The organism is Amphritea atlantica, from assembly GCF_900111095.1.
In the GTDB taxonomy this organism is placed as follows: Bacteria; Pseudomonadota; Gammaproteobacteria; order Pseudomonadales; family Balneatricaceae; genus Amphritea; species Amphritea atlantica.
On sequence record NZ_FOGB01000002.1, the window covers coordinates 135,006 to 149,076 of the forward strand.

Annotated in this window: 13 protein-coding genes; 9 read left to right on the forward strand and 4 right to left on the reverse strand. The window is 52.6% G+C overall.

What is annotated here, in order from left to right:
* Positions 1 to 13: 13 nt before the first annotated feature.
* The 4 genes from trkA to def are packed head-to-tail and all read right to left on the reverse strand — an operon-like array spanning position 14 to position 4,200.
* A complete protein-coding gene (trkA, locus tag BMY09_RS03870) occupies positions 14 to 1,390 on the reverse strand; it encodes a Trk system potassium transporter TrkA (RefSeq protein ID WP_091354287.1) in 1,377 nt (458 codons plus the stop codon).
* A 39-nt stretch (positions 1,391 to 1,429) separates the two neighbouring features.
* Complete coding sequence (rsmB, locus tag BMY09_RS03875) at positions 1,430 to 2,728, reverse strand: 16S rRNA (cytosine(967)-C(5))-methyltransferase RsmB (protein WP_091354290.1); 1,299 nt, start codon at positions 2,726 to 2,728, stop codon at positions 1,430 to 1,432.
* Complete coding sequence (gene fmt / locus BMY09_RS03880) at positions 2,725 to 3,690, reverse strand: methionyl-tRNA formyltransferase (protein WP_091354291.1); 966 nt, start codon at positions 3,688 to 3,690, stop codon at positions 2,725 to 2,727. Before fmt ends, rsmB begins: the two co-directional genes overlap by 4 nt.
* Positions 3,691 to 3,693: 3 nt before the next feature.
* Positions 3,694 to 4,200, reverse strand: coding sequence for a peptide deformylase (gene def, locus BMY09_RS03885; RefSeq protein ID WP_091354294.1), 507 nt, complete (start codon positions 4,198 to 4,200; stop codon positions 3,694 to 3,696).
* Positions 4,201 to 4,341: 141 nt separating this feature from the next.
* Between def and BMY09_RS03890 the strand changes: the two genes are divergently transcribed.
* The 9 genes from BMY09_RS03890 to BMY09_RS03930 all read left to right on the forward strand — a co-directional run bounded on the left by BMY09_RS03890 (position 4,342) and on the right by BMY09_RS03930 (position 13,903).
* Positions 4,342 to 5,385, forward strand: coding sequence for a LysM peptidoglycan-binding domain-containing protein (locus BMY09_RS03890; RefSeq protein ID WP_091354296.1), 1,044 nt, complete (start codon positions 4,342 to 4,344; stop codon positions 5,383 to 5,385).
* 38 nt (positions 5,386 to 5,423) lie between these two features.
* Entirely contained in the window at positions 5,424 to 6,539 is a 1,116-nt protein-coding gene (gene dprA / locus BMY09_RS03895) for a DNA-processing protein DprA (protein WP_091354299.1), read from the forward strand.
* A 127-nt stretch (positions 6,540 to 6,666) separates the two neighbouring features.
* Positions 6,667 to 7,179, forward strand: a complete 513-nt coding sequence (gene purE, locus BMY09_RS03900) for a 5-(carboxyamino)imidazole ribonucleotide mutase (protein WP_091354302.1) — start codon at positions 6,667 to 6,669, stop codon at positions 7,177 to 7,179.
* 5 nt (positions 7,180 to 7,184) lie between these two features.
* The gene (tsaC, locus tag BMY09_RS03905) at positions 7,185 to 7,742 is read left to right on the forward strand and encodes an L-threonylcarbamoyladenylate synthase type 1 TsaC (protein ID WP_091354305.1); all 558 of its coding nucleotides are present in this window, start codon (positions 7,185 to 7,187) and stop codon (positions 7,740 to 7,742) included.
* Positions 7,743 to 7,795: 53 nt separating this feature from the next.
* Complete coding sequence (gene hemF, locus BMY09_RS03910) at positions 7,796 to 8,710, forward strand: oxygen-dependent coproporphyrinogen oxidase (protein ID WP_091354307.1); 915 nt, start codon at positions 7,796 to 7,798, stop codon at positions 8,708 to 8,710.
* A gap of 1 nt (position 8,711) precedes the next feature.
* Positions 8,712 to 9,548 (forward strand): shikimate dehydrogenase, encoded by an 837-nt coding sequence (gene aroE, locus BMY09_RS03915; protein WP_091354309.1) that lies wholly within the window; start codon positions 8,712 to 8,714, stop codon positions 9,546 to 9,548.
* An 84-nt stretch (positions 9,549 to 9,632) separates the two neighbouring features.
* On the forward strand, positions 9,633 to 12,008 hold the full coding sequence (locus BMY09_RS03920) for a Lon protease family protein (RefSeq protein ID WP_091354312.1): 2,376 nt from the start codon (positions 9,633 to 9,635) through the stop codon (positions 12,006 to 12,008).
* Positions 12,009 to 12,305: 297 nt separating this feature from the next.
* Positions 12,306 to 13,319 (forward strand): hypothetical protein, encoded by a 1,014-nt coding sequence (locus tag BMY09_RS03925; protein ID WP_091354315.1) that lies wholly within the window; start codon positions 12,306 to 12,308, stop codon positions 13,317 to 13,319.
* Between the two features lie 149 nt (positions 13,320 to 13,468).
* The gene (locus BMY09_RS03930; RefSeq protein WP_139203130.1) at positions 13,469 to 13,903 is read left to right on the forward strand and encodes a hypothetical protein; all 435 of its coding nucleotides are present in this window, start codon (positions 13,469 to 13,471) and stop codon (positions 13,901 to 13,903) included.
* Positions 13,904 to 14,071: the final 168 nt, after the last annotated feature.

The window sequence follows — 14,071 nt, forward strand, 5'->3', positions numbered from 1 at the left end:
TAATACTCTCCGATCAGAAGAAGCCCAGGCCTACCTGGAACAGACGCTCCACTTCACTGATTTTCCGTTTATCGACCAGGAACAGGATGACATGGTCGTCATTTTCCACAACGATATCGTCGTGCGCAATCAGCACCTCATCCTTGCGGACAATGGCGCCAATGGTTGTGCCGGCAGGCAGATCGATCTCTTCGATTGTTTTGCCGACCACTTTGGAGGTGCGCTTATCACCATGAGCGACCGCTTCAATAGCCTCGGCTGCGCCGCGACGCAGGGAGTGAACCGCAGCTACGTCGCCGCGGCGAACGTGGGTCAGCAGGCTGCCGATGGTGGTTTGCTGTGGTGAAATGGCGATGTCGATCACCCCGCCCTGCACCAGATCAACATACGCGGGGTTGTTGATCAGTGTCATCACGGTGCGGGCTCCCAGCCGCTTAGCCAGCATCGAAGCCATAATGTTGGCTTCATCATCATTGGTGAGGGCGCAGAAAACATCGGTGTCTTCAATGTTCTCTTCGAGCAGTAGTTCTTTATCCGATGCACTGCCCTGCAGGACGATGGTGTTATCCAGATTTTTTGCCAGGTTGTTGCAGCGGCGGATATCCCGCTCAATGATTTTAACCTGATACTTGCTCTCGATATTCTGTGCCAGTCGGGCGCCGATATTGCCGCCGCCGGCGATGATAACCCGCTTATAGGGACGGTCCAGTCGGCGCAGCTCGCTCATAACGGCGCGGATATCTTTCTTTGCGGCAATGAAGAAAACCTCATCGTCCGCTTCAATGACGGTATCCCCTTTGGGGATGATTGGCCGGTCTTTACGGAAAATGGCCGCTACCCGGGTATCAACAGCGGGCATGTGTGAGCGCAGGTAAGATATCTCCCGGCCTACCAGGGGGCCGCCGTAGTAGGCTTTAACGGCAACCAGCTGGGCAATGCCGTCGGCAAAATCAAGCACCTGCAGCGCTCCGGGGTGCTCGATCAGGCGGCGGATATGCTTGGTTACCAGCTCTTCCGGGCTGATCAGTACGTCGATAGGGATCGATTTATCGGTAAAGATCGCTTTGTCTTTCAGCAGATAGTCGTGCTCGCGCACCCGGGCGATCTTGGTTGGCGTGTTATACAGGCTCTGAGCGATCTGACAGGCGATCATATTGACTTCGTCACTGTTGGTGACGGCGATCAGCATGTCCGCATCACGGGCGCCGGCCTGTTCAAGAATCGATGGATGGGATGCCTTACCTTCCACTGTGCGGATATCGAGGCGATCCTGTAACTCTCTCAGGCGGCCAATATTGGTATCGACAATGGTGATATCGTTGGCTTCACTGGCCAGGTTTTCTGCCAGCGTGCCGCCCACCTGCCCCGCGCCAAGAATAATGATTTTCATATCTAATAACTCTCCGGTCAGCTGGCAGAACAGTCTGCTTCAGTTCTGATCCTTTAGCAATACCGCATAATAAAAGCCATCGTGTCCCTGCGGCTGAGGAAATAGCTGGCGGCCATAGGGTCGCTCAATGCCCCAGTTCGCCTCGATTGGGAGGTGGCATGCATCTGTTTGTGTCTTGAGAAACCGTTCAATGACCCGCTCATTCTCCTGAGGGAACACGGAGCAGGTAGCATAGACCAGCCGGCCGCCGGGTTTCAGCATCTGCCAGCAGTTATCTAATATAGCCAGCTGCAGCTCGGCAAGTGGCTTAATATCTTCATTTTGCCGCAGATGTTTGATGTCCGGGTTGCGCCGTATCACGCCCGCTGCAGAACAGGGGGCGTCTACCAGAATGCGGTCATACTCTGCGCCATCCCACCAGGTACGGGTAGCGGCATCGGCAATGATTACTTCCGCTGAGAGGTTCAGGCGGCTGAGGTTTTCCTCAATTCGATCTGCCCGGTTTGGCTCCAGCTCTATGGCGGTGACATGGCTGAGATCGGGTTGGTGTTCCAGAATATGGCATAGCTTGCCGCCCGGCGCAGCACAGGCGTCCAGTACCCGCTGGCCGGGTTGCAGATCCATTAGTCCGGCGCTTAGCTGTGCTGCTTCGTCCTGAACGCTGGCAAAACCGTAGGCAAACCCAGGGAGCAGGTTGACGTCCACCGGTGAGTCCAGCTGGATCGCTGTTGTTGAATAGGGGGTCGCTGAGGCGGCGATACCGGCATCCCGGAGCTGCTGAAGGTAGTTATCCCGTGAGGTTTTCTGCTGGTTGACCCGCAGCGTCATCGGCGGCTGCTGGCTATTCTGTTCGAGTACCGCCTGCCAGTGGTCCGGCCAGTTGTGTTGCAGTTTGGCGATCATCCACTGTGGGTGGTTGTAGTGAAACTCGGGCTGTTCGCTCAGTTGTTCAAACAGTGATCCCTGCTCTCTTTGCAGATTGCGCAACAGGGCGTTGAGCAGCCCTTTGGCCCACTCTTTATTCAGCTGGCTGGCGGCTTCAACGGTTTCGCTGATCGCGGCATGGGCGGGAACGCGCATCTCCAGCAGTTGGTAAAATCCCAGCAACACCAGGGCGTAAAGATCCTGATCCTGGGGTTTGAACGGTTTTTTCAGAAGCTGATTTGCGAGGCAGGATAGCCGCGGCAGAAAGCGCATGGTGCCATAACAGATCTGCTGTAACAGCGCCTGGTCGCTTTCCTGGCACTGCTGCAGGGCCCGGGGAAGTGCCGTGTTGAGTGACTCTTTGCGCCCGATAACCGGGCCCAGAGCGCGTGCTGCAATGGCGCGGATATTCATTTGGGGTGGCCCAGCTCCGTACCGTCACTAAACAGTTCCCGTTTGGAGTTCAGCACTGCGCTGCTGTCCATCGCTTTGCTGCCGGGAAGTTGTATTTTAAGCAGTCTGACCGCACCGCTGCCACAGGCGACAATAATCGCTTTTTTATCGGTGCCGATCACGGTGCCGGGTTTTGTAGCGTGCTGCTGATCGCTGGGTTCGGCGTACCAGACCCTGAGGGTTTCGCCGTTGAGCAGGGTAAAGGCAACCGGCCAGGGCGACAGTCCGCGGATCTGTCGGGCGATCTCAGTGGCGGGTTTGCTCCAGTCGATCTCCCCTTCCGCCTTTTCCAGCTTGTGGGCATAGCAGGCCAGGTTATCATCCTGAACTTCCCGTGGGATTGACTGGTCGGCAATGGCGGGCAGACTTTCCAACAGTGCTGCTGCACCGATGGCGGCCAGGCGGTCATGCAGCTCACCGCTGGTATCCGTGGGAGTGATCGGGCAGCGCTTCTTCAGCAGCATATCACCGGTGTCCAGCCCGGCATCCATCTGCATAATGGTGACACCGGTTTCGCTGTCACCTGCCAGCAGTGCGCGATGGATTGGTGCAGCACCGCGCCAGCGCGGCAGCAGTGAGGCATGGACGTTGATGCAGCCCAGCCGGGGCGCATCAAGCACCGCCTGGGGCAGCAGTAAGCCATAGGCCACCACCACCATCAGATCAGCATCCAGCGCGGCCAGTTGCTGGCGATCCTCTTGCTGCCTGAAGTTCAGTGGCTGATAGACCGGCAGGTCGTGTTCCAGAGCGACTGTTTTTACCGGGCTTGGTGTCAGTTTACGGCCGCGGCCTGCAGGCCTGTCAGGCTGGGTATAAACACCGATCACCTGATGGCCAGCGTCCAGTAGTGCGGCAAGGCTGGCGGCGGCAAAGTCCGGCGTTCCGGCAAACAGTATGCGCAGTTGTCTGGCGGTGTCTGACATGCTTCAGGCCTTTTGTTTGTGCAGTTTGTCCAGTTTGCTGCGGATGCGATTACGTTTCAGTGGTGACAGGTAATCGACAAACAGCTTGCCTTCCAGGTGATCGATTTCGTGTTGAATACAGACGGCCAGCAGATCATCTGCTTCCAGAGTGTACTCTTCGCCGAACTCATTCTGAGCGGTGAGGCGGATTTTGTTGGGCCGCTCAACGTCTTCATAGAACCCTGGAACGGAGAGGCAGCCCTCCTGCATCCGCTCTGTTTCATCAGCAAGAACCTCAATCTGGGGATTAATAACCACCAGAGGGCTATTTTTCTCTTCAGAGGTATCGATAGTGATGATACGCTGGTGCACATTGATCTGCGTTGCGGCCAGGCCGATGCCGGGAGCGTCATACATGGTTTCAAACATGTCTTTGACCAGCTGGCGCAGCTCATCGTTAAATTCGGTAACCGGCTCAGCAATTGTGCGCAGGCGTGGATCTGGAAATTCAAGTATTGGAAGTAATGACATGGCTGCTTGAGAAAGAAAAGGTTGAAAAAAATGAGCGCTAGAATCAATAATCTTCCCATTATACTGATATAGATACACAATGTATTGCCGATACTGTTATAGACTCTCAAAAACATGGCGGTCTGAGACAAGGATTAGAAGATGAAACAACTGGTAACAGGTTTTCTGGGCGCTTTGGCGGTATGTATTGCATTAGTAATGCCGGCGCAGGCCGATGTTCGCAAAGATACCCTGGCGTTGAAAGAAAACCATCCGAAAACGTATGTAGTGGTTAAAGGTGATACGCTGTGGGATATCTCCGGGATGTTCCTGCAATCGCCATGGAAGTGGCCTCAGTTGTGGGGATACAACCAGCAGATTGATAACCCCCATCTGATCTACCCGGGTGATGTACTGACTCTGAAGTGGGTTGATGGTCAGCCACGTCTGGTGCTGAATGACGGTATTCTGCGTCTGAGCCCGAAAGCGAAAGTGACCTCGCTGAAGGATGCGATCCCGGCGATTCCTCTGAAAGATATTATCAGCTTCCTGGCGGACAACATTGTTATGGACAGTGATGAACTGACCGCCTCCCCCTATATCGTGGGCGGCACCGCAAACCGGATTGTTGCCGGTGCCGGTGACCGGGTTTATGCGCGGGGCACGCTGGTGGGAGATTATTCGCGGCAGAATATCTATCGTCCTGCCAAAGAGTATATCGATCCGGTCACCCAGGAACATCTGGGCTACGAGCTGTTTAAAATTGGCGATGCGGTAGTGGATAGCAAGAAAGGGGATATTATCACTCTGGACCTGCGTAAAACCCGGGAAGAGGTGTCTGCCCTGGACCGTGTATACCCCAGCCCTAAAGAAGCTATTCAGTCTGTCTTCTATCCCAGTGCCCCAGACAGCGTGATCAACGGTCGAATTCTCTCAGTACTGCGCGGCGTGCGTCAGGCTGGACAGTATGATGTTGTTTCCATCAATCAGGGTGCACGTGAAGGGTTAAAACCGGGCCATGTGCTGACAATTTACCGCGCCGGTGAAATGCTCAAAGATCCGGTGACTAAAGAGCTGATCACTCTGCCGTCTGAAAAGTCGGGCCTGATGATGATCTTCAAGGCGTATGAAAAGGTCAGTTATGCGCTGATCCTGAAAGCTACCGATGTTGTTGCTATCGGTGATGAGGTTCATACGCCCGAGTAACACCGGCTGTTAAACATGAAGATGGACAAGGAGTGTCCATGGAAAACTATTTCAGGGAATGGATAGCACTGTCAGAACTGCCCGGAATGGGGCCGGGTGTTCTGCTCAGGCTGGCAGCGCAGAAAGGCTTTGAGCCTGTTGCCCTGCTGGAACTGAATGCTTCACAGCGTGAGGCGCTCAGTCTGCCTGCTCAGACAATTCGTCATATCCATGCTTTTCAGGCAGGCCAGTGGCCTGACAGCGACTATCTTGAAACGGTTCAGCACTGGCTGCAATCGCCTTCGAATCACCTGATATCATTCACCTCGGATCTATATCCATCTTTATTAAAGCAGATATCAGACCCTCCCCTGTTGTTGTATATCAGTGGCGATCCCGAGCTGTTGCATCTGCCTCAGCTGGCTATTGTCGGTAGCCGTTCAGCCAGCCGCACTGGTGTGTCGCTGAGCCGGTCCTTCGCCAGCGACCTGACACGGGCCGGAATTACCATTACCAGTGGGCTTGCCAGGGGTGTTGATGGCGCGGCGCATATGGCTGCTGTTGCGCTGTCAAAGCCCACTGTGGCAGTGCTGGGGTCCGGGTTGTTGAATATCTATCCCCGTCAGCATCAGCGTCTGGCTGATGATATTGTCTTGCAGGGCGGCGCGCTGGTGTCAGAATACCCGCTAAGAATGGCGCCGCTACCCCATAACTTTCCCCGCCGTAACCGGATTATCAGTGGCCTGAGTGCCGGGGTGCTGGTGGTTGAAGCGGCCCGGCGCAGTGGTTCGTTAATTACTGCGCGTCTGGCGCTGGAGCAGGGGCGGGAGGTGTTCGCCCTGCCCGGAGCACTGAACAACCCTCAGAGCCATGGATGTCACGATCTGATTCGTGAAGGGGCGATGCTGATCGAAACCAGTGCGCAGATAATCGAGCCCTTAGCCAGTCTGCTGGGCAGTTATTGCCACGATGAAAAGCGCACCATGCCGGAGTCCATTAAGCTGACGGACGTCGAAGCCCGGCTGCTGGAACAGATCGGTTATGAGCTGGTGACGCTGGAGCAACTGATCGGCATAACAGGGCTGGATGCCGCAGAATTGTTGCCGCAGCTGGTGGCGATGGAGCTGTCGGGCTATATTGAAAACACCCCGGATGGTTATCAGCGACTGATCTGAAAAAAGATTGATCTGTTTAGTGTTCCGGGACGTAAAAAACCCGCTATTTTGCGTGGTTGAATGTTGTACAGTTTTAGAGTAATTTGCCACGTTTTCCCGAATAACTTCACGACTTTTGAAGGAAATCATGACTAAACCATTTGTTGCTATTCTGATGGGTTCCGACTCTGACCTGCCGATTATGAAGGCTGCCGTTGACGTTCTTCGTTCTCTCGAAGTTCCGTTTGAGATGAAAGTAAGTTCTGCGCACCGTACACCGGTACAGACACATGAGTATGTTAAAGATGCTGATCAGCGTGGCGCAGTAGCATTCATCTGTGCAGCGGGTATGGCGGCTCACCTGGCGGGTGCGGTTGCAGCCAACACCACTAAGCCGGTGATTGGTGTACCGATTGAGTCCTCTCTGGACGGCCTGGACGCCCTGCTCTCTACCGTACAGATGCCAGGTGGCATTCCGGTAGCGACCGTTGCCATCGGTAAAGCGGGCGCTAAAAATGCTGCTTACCTGGCGTGCCAGATCGTTGCTGTGCAGGATGCAGAGCTGGCGGAGCGGATCAAGGCTGAGCGTCAGGCGAATACCGATGCGGTTGTTGCGAAAGATAAAGCGCTGCAGGAACGACTGGCCAACGGCGAAATCTGATCGCTATGGGCTGGTGGCATATTCGTCAGGCAGCCAGGGCGATGCACCATGGTGGTGTTATCGCCTACCCTACCGAAGCTGTTTGGGGGCTCGGCTGCGACCCCTTCAATGAAACAGCGGTATACCGTCTGTTGGCCATCAAGCGTCGTCCGGTTCATAAAGGGTTGATTCTGGTGGCATCTTCAGTGCAACAGGTGAAACCACTACTGGACAATCTTGCGCTAAAAGACCGGCAGCGCGTCGAGGCTTCATGGCCAGGTCCCGTCACATGGATTTTACCTGATCCTGATAATCTTATACCCTACTGGATTAAAGGAAATCACGCTTCAGTCGCCGTGAGAGTAAGTGATCACTATCAGGTGAAGAATCTTTGTGATGAGTTTGGGTCGATGATTGTATCTACCTCGGCAAATTACTCAGATAAAGATGCTGCAAGGGATAAATTGAAAGTGAATATTCACTTCAAGGATAAAGTGGATGCTATCGTGCCCGGTGAGCTTGGTGCTCTGAGCCGGCCAACGACAATTTATCGACTGGACAGTGATACGCCGGTACGAAGTTAAACAGAGCCGCGGTTGGTAGAAACTAACAGCGCTTCAACCACAGAGGTAAGAGAATGTCAGCACCGGACATTAATGCGGTAAAAGAATATCTGCTGGGCCTGCAGGACAGTGTCTGTGCTCAACTGGAGCAGGTCGATGGGCTGGCAACTTTTGTCGAGGATAGCTGGCAGCGGGAGGCCGGTGGCGGAGGTCGTACCCGGGTGCTGGCGGAAGGCGCAGTGATCGAAAAAGGCGGGGTCAACTTTTCCCATGTGTTCGGCGATAAGCTGCCGGGCTCGGCCACGGCACATCGTCCGGAACTGGCGGGTCGCACCTTTCAGGCGATGGGGGTGTCGCTGGTTATCCACCCGCACAACCCCTATGTGCCGACCTCCCATGCCAACGTTCGTTTCTTTATCGCAGAAAAAGAGGGTGAAGAGCCGGTCTGGTGGTTTGGCGGTGGTTTCGATCTGACCCCCTATTACGGCGATAAAGAGGACTGCCGCGCCTGGCATCAGGCGGCGAAAGAGGCTTGTGATCCGTTTGGTGCCGATGTTTATTCCCGCTACAAAGCCTGGTGCGATGACTATTTCTACCTTAAACACCGGGATGAACCCCGGGGTATTGGTGGTTTGTTTTTCGACGATCTCAATGAGCCGGACTTTGATACCTGCTTTGCACTGATGCGCTCGATTGGCGACGCCTATGCCCCTGCGTATTGCCCCATCGTCGAGAAACGTAAAAATACCCCCTATGGTGAGCGTCAGCGTGATTTCCAGCTGCACCGCCGGGGGCGGTATGTCGAGTTCAACCTGGTGTTTGACCGGGGCACGTTGTTTGGTCTGCAGTCTGGAGGGCGTACCGAGTCGATTCTGATGTCGCTGCCACCGGAAGTTCGCTGGGGCTATGACTGGAAACCGGAAGCCGGTTCAGAAGAGGCGGAGCTGTATGAGCACTTCCTGAAACCTCAGAACTGGCTGGAGGGCTGAGATGACCGATCGTTACGCCGTGTTTGGTAACCCGATCAAGCACTCCAAATCACCGCTGATCCATACCGCGTTTGCCCAGCAGACGCGGCAGGACCTTGAGTACACCTCAGTACTGGTGCCGGAGGATGGTTTTAATGAGGCTGTGGATAACTTTCTCGCCGTTGAGGGAGAGGGTAAAGGCCTGAACATCACCGTGCCGTTCAAGGTTGAGGCATGGCAGAAAGCGGAGTGTCACTCCGACCGGGCCAGGATGGCCGGGGCGGTTAACACCCTCTACCGTAATCAGACCGGTCAGTTGTGTGGCGATAATACCGATGGTCTTGGGCTGGTCGCCGATATCACCCGCAACAATGACGGTGAGATCGCTGGCAAAGATCTGCTGATTCTCGGCGCCGGTGGTGCCGTGCGCGGCGTGCTGGAACCGATTCTGGCGTTGCACCCTGCCCGGCTGGTCATCGCTAACCGCACCGTTGCTAAAGCCGAACAGCTGGCACAGTTGTTTGCTGATCATGGGGCTATCGAAGCCTGTAGTTACGACCAGTTAAACGGTCAGCAATTTGATCTGGTGATCAATGGCACCGCCGCCAGTCTGCAGGGTGAAGTCCCTCCCCTCCCCGACGATCTGCTGCGCCCTGGGGCCTGGTGCTACGATATGATGTATGCGGCAGAAGTGACTCCGTTCAACCGCTGGGCTGCCGCCCATGGTGCAGAGAAAACCCTTGATGGCCTGGGCATGCTGGTTGAACAGGCCGCTGAGTCATTTGCTATCTGGCGCGGAATCCGCCCCGATACATCCGAACTAATTCAAGAGCTTAGGCATCAGTTACTGGCTCAGTAAGCAGCACTAAAATCGTTCCTTGCGTGGAGTTTCGACTCGGGTTATAACAGGAGGGGTCAACTCCAGTCGCAGGAATGATCCGTTATGGAAAAAGAGACCCAGCTCTCCCCCGATCAGCTTTACCGTCACTGCAACACCGAGTTGCTGCCTTTCAAAACCACCGAAACACTAGAGCCCTATGCCGGTTTCTTTGGCCAGGAACGCGCCGTCGAAGCGATGGAGTTCGGTATCGGTATGAAGCGCCCTGGCTACAACATGTTCGTTATGGGCAACCCCCACACCGGACGTTTCTCGTTCGCCATCGAGAGCATCCGTTCAAAAGCCAAAAAAGAGCTGAAGAAGACCAGCGACTGGTGTTATCTGAACAATCTGGAAGAGACCCGCAGCCCTATTGTGATTCAGTTGCCGTCGGGCAAAGGCTGGGTGTTCAAGCGGGATATCAAACATCTGATAGAGGGGATTCTCACGGAACTGCCGGCCGCGTTTGAAAGCCCGGCCTATCAGCGCAAGAAGAGTAAGGTGGAACGGGATTTTAACCGCCTTTACGATCAGGCGATTGAGAAAGTGGATAGTCTGGCGCGGGAGCACAGCATCGCCGTCTACCGCGATGCAGGCAGCATCGGCTTTACCCCGGTGGCGGAAGGCCAGGGGATGGATGAGGCGGCTTTTTCCCAGCTGCCAGAAGAGATTCGCGACGAGTTCACCCGTAATATTGCCAAGCTGGAAGAATACCTCAATGAAGAGCTGGCCAGCATGCCCAAGTGGCGCCGGGAAGCAGGCGATAAGATGAAAGTGCTGGACCGGGAAACCGCCCGCAATGCGGTGGCTCCCCTGATTCAGCCACTGCGGGAGAAATACCATAACTTTTCCGGCGTGCCCGATTATCTCGGTCAGCTGGAGTCCAACCTGGTTAAAAACGCCCTCGATATTATTGAAGACGATAAGCCCAACGAAGCGCGCACCGATCTGGCCCGCCGGCAATATATGGAGAACACCTTTGGCGTCAATATGCTGGTGGATAACCAGAAAACCAAGGGCGCTCCGGTGGTGTTTGAAACCCACCCCACCTATGACAACCTGTTTGGCCGCATCGAATACAACTCGGAGATGGGGGCCCTGAGCACCAACTTTCAACTGATCCGCTCCGGTGCGCTACACCGGGCGAATGGTGGTTATCTGGTGCTGGAATCAGAGAAACTGCTGGAGCAACCCTTTGTCTACGGTGCCCTGAAACGCGCGCTGAAATCCCATGAGATCCGCATCGAAAACCCGATGTCAGAGATGACCGGCATGGGCACCATCACCCTGGCGCCACAATCGATCCCGCTGAATGTCAAAGTGGTGCTGATCGGTACCCGTGAAACCTACTATCTGCTACAGGAACTGGATCACGATTTTGAGAAGATGTTCCGGGTAGTGGTGGATTTTGATGAGGATGTAAAACGGGAACCTGCCACCATCCGTAGCTATGCCCGGCTGATGAAAACCCTGGCCGATGAAGAGGGCCTGGCGCCGCTGAACCGTCAGGCCGTAGCCCGGCTGGTGGAGCACAGCTCACGCCTGACTGAGGATCAGGAACTGCTATCGGCCCATGTCGGCGAGCTGGTCGACCTGCTCTGCGAAGCGGACTACAAACGGATTCGCAACCGTGACGAGATCATCAACGATCAGCATGTGGAGATGGCGTTACAGGCCAAAGAGCGTCGCACCAGCCGCATCTCCTCCAAGATCCTCGACAGTATTCTCAATGAAACCGTCCTGATCGATACCGACGGCGAAGCCTCCGGCCGCACCAATGGCCTGACCGTGCTGGGTGTAGGTGATGTCTCTTTTGGTTTCCCGGCGCGCATTACCGTCACCGTACATCCCGGCAACCGGGGTATTGTCGATATTGAGCGCGAAGTCACCCTGGGGCAGCCGATTCACTCCAAAGGGGTGCTGATCCTGTCCGGTTATCTGGGGCATAAATACGCCAAAGACTTCCCTCTCACCCTGTCCGCCAGCATTGCGCTGGAGCAATCCTACGGCTATGTCGACGGCGACAGCGCCTCAATGGCGGAAGTGTGCACCCTGATCTCGGCACTGACCGATATCCCGATTAAACAGCAGTACGCCATCACCGGTTCCATCAACCAGTATGGCGAAGTGCAGGCGATTGGCGGGGTCAACGAAAAGATCGAAGGCTTCTTCAACCTCTGTCAAACCCGCGGCCTCACCGGCACCCAGGGGGTGATCATCCCCAAAGCCAATATCCGTAACCTGATGCTGAAACGTGAAGTAGTGGATGCCGTGGCTGAGGGACAGTTCAGTATCTACGCCGTCGCCACCGTCGACCAGTGTCTGGAACTGCTGATGGGCCGCAAAGCGGGCCAGCTGAAGGAAGATGGCACCTTTACCCAAAGGTCGGTGAATGCGGCGGTGGTGAAGCGGCTGCGGGAGATCGCCAAAGCTAAGGCTTAACCGCGAAGCGGTTAGCCTTAGCTTTAGACCGCCGCTACGCGGCTAGCTGGAACGCGCTGCGCGCTTGCTAGCTAGGGGCTAGAAAAGACGTAGCTCGTGGCTCGGAAAAGCAAAGAAAGAGCTGCGGGTAAGTTGATTTAACGCTTTGATATAAGTAAAAGTAATTAAAGGGCTGGTTTTTTATCCCCTTCGCTATCGAGCGGTGATCTAGCTACTTTTATTAAATCAATAGGGTCAGAGTGTTTTATTCGATTACTGGAATGATTTACCAATAAAATTTTACTCAAGGAGGAGTTTGTGAGAAAAGAACGATATTTTCATATAGCGAGTGCGTGGGGTCTATATCTTTCGCTTTTAGTATCACTATCACTTTATATACTAGGTAGTTTTTATTATGCGATAAAGGGCACTTCTATTGATGGGGTTCTTGATTTTTTTCATCTATTTAAGCTGGTTTTCATTGCCTTACTTGGGGTTGTTCTAGTTGCCAGAGCCGCTAACGTTTTTAGATATAGAGATTTTTATCTATACTATTATATGGTACGTTATCTTGATTTTATTGGATGGATTGTTGTTGTTCTAACGGCGGCCATATTGCTTATTTTTTCAATTGAGTTTATTCCGTTTTCATATGTGTATATTGGTATTTATAAATATTTGCCTGTTGAAAAGCTAATCGTCCTCGTTTCTCTGTCTGACCTGGTGTTATCAGTGTTCCATAACAAGGGTGATAAAATAGACGTATCTCTGCTTTGCCAAAATAAGTCTAAGCTTGGTAAATATATATCTGAAAGAAGAAAGTTGTTTTTGATATCTTTATTAACAATACCATTTTTAATGGATTCAATTACATATGTAAAAGATGACTATGTGGTTATTTCTGGCAGTACAGGTGATAGTCAGCTTCAGTTCGTAAGCGAAGGTCCTTTGGCTTTTAAAATTCCATACTTTCAGAGATTCAGCTACTTCTTTACAGGGAAATCAACGAGTAAAGCCCATATAATAACATCTGATGCTCATATAATTGTTGAATATAGCTTTGTTCCTGATGTTAATATAAGTAAACTTTGTGCCGGGTATGACAGGTATGGAATTTGTAACCAGTTAATTCTATCAAATAGAATTAACGACTTATATTCGCCAATATTGAAAAGAGATCTTTCTAGGGGTGATTTTTATACAGAGGAGTTGATTAAGGAAAATTTTCTGTTATTCAATCAATTCGATGACGTTAATGCCATGATGTATGCAAAGGATGATAAGTGGTATAAAAAACTCACTGTTGAAAAGGTTGAAATAATAAAGAAATAATTAGATGTTAAATAATGGGGTGGTGGGAAAGGAAACAGATATCTCTGGTTTTTCTTTGCCTGAAAAAGTAAACGCTTGACTTAAAACAATCTATGGTTTTTTCAGCTAAGTGCTACAGGCGTGATGACTTCACATTGAGGTATATTGTTATGAATTATAGGGTAATACTACTAGCTACTATTTTATTTACTTCAAGCTATAGCTTTGCTGGGTTTAGTAGCTACGAAAGCTTCAGTAGTAACGGTGGAGTAGTTGCCCCGATCATGCTCAACGAGCAAGGCCTTTTTAACTTAGCGGTATCAGTCCAATTTATCAGAGAGCCATACGAAAAAGCGCCCTATGAGTCCGATGAATACCACTCATTGATTTCAAGGCTAAGTGTGGAGTGGCAAGGCATAGTTATTCAGAATATTCTTGATATTCCGTCAATAGAGCCAGCAGGTCTCAGTGATTTAAAGAAGACGATTGAGTCCGCTATAGATAAGTTAATAAAAGAGACTAAACCAAAATATGGTATTAAAGATTCCACAGAGGTCGTGTACACAGTAGATAGTTTTTATCTCACTGAAGTGGCCCGAAAATAAAGTAATTACTCGACCCTGAGTGCTCAATCCGATTTCTGGAAGTGATGGTGGCTCTTATGCCATGAATCTCAGCAGCACTAAAGCCGCCACCTCGCTCTTGCTTTTTCGAGCAAGTAAAACGAAGTTTTACGTCGAGCAACGAGCCACGGCTTTTCCTTTTTCTAACAA

Coding starts and splice junctions, on each gene's coding strand:
- trkA (WP_091354287.1), bottom strand. CDS start 1,390: ATGAAAATCATTATTCTTGGCGCGGGGCAGGTGGGCGGCACGCTGGCA.
- rsmB (WP_091354290.1), bottom strand. CDS start 2,728: ATGAATATCCGCGCCATTGCAGCACGCGCTCTGGGCCCGGTTATCGGG.
- fmt (WP_091354291.1), bottom strand. CDS start 3,690: ATGTCAGACACCGCCAGACAACTGCGCATACTGTTTGCCGGAACGCCG.
- def (WP_091354294.1), bottom strand. CDS start 4,200: ATGTCATTACTTCCAATACTTGAATTTCCAGATCCACGCCTGCGCACA.
- BMY09_RS03890 (WP_091354296.1), top strand. CDS start 4,342: ATGAAACAACTGGTAACAGGTTTTCTGGGCGCTTTGGCGGTATGTATT.
- dprA (WP_091354299.1), top strand. CDS start 5,424: ATGGAAAACTATTTCAGGGAATGGATAGCACTGTCAGAACTGCCCGGA.
- purE (WP_091354302.1), top strand. CDS start 6,667: ATGACTAAACCATTTGTTGCTATTCTGATGGGTTCCGACTCTGACCTG.
- tsaC (WP_091354305.1), top strand. CDS start 7,185: ATGGGCTGGTGGCATATTCGTCAGGCAGCCAGGGCGATGCACCATGGT.
- hemF (WP_091354307.1), top strand. CDS start 7,796: ATGTCAGCACCGGACATTAATGCGGTAAAAGAATATCTGCTGGGCCTG.
- aroE (WP_091354309.1), top strand. CDS start 8,712: ATGACCGATCGTTACGCCGTGTTTGGTAACCCGATCAAGCACTCCAAA.
- BMY09_RS03920 (WP_091354312.1), top strand. CDS start 9,633: ATGGAAAAAGAGACCCAGCTCTCCCCCGATCAGCTTTACCGTCACTGC.
- BMY09_RS03930 (WP_139203130.1), top strand. CDS start 13,469: ATGAATTATAGGGTAATACTACTAGCTACTATTTTATTTACTTCAAGC.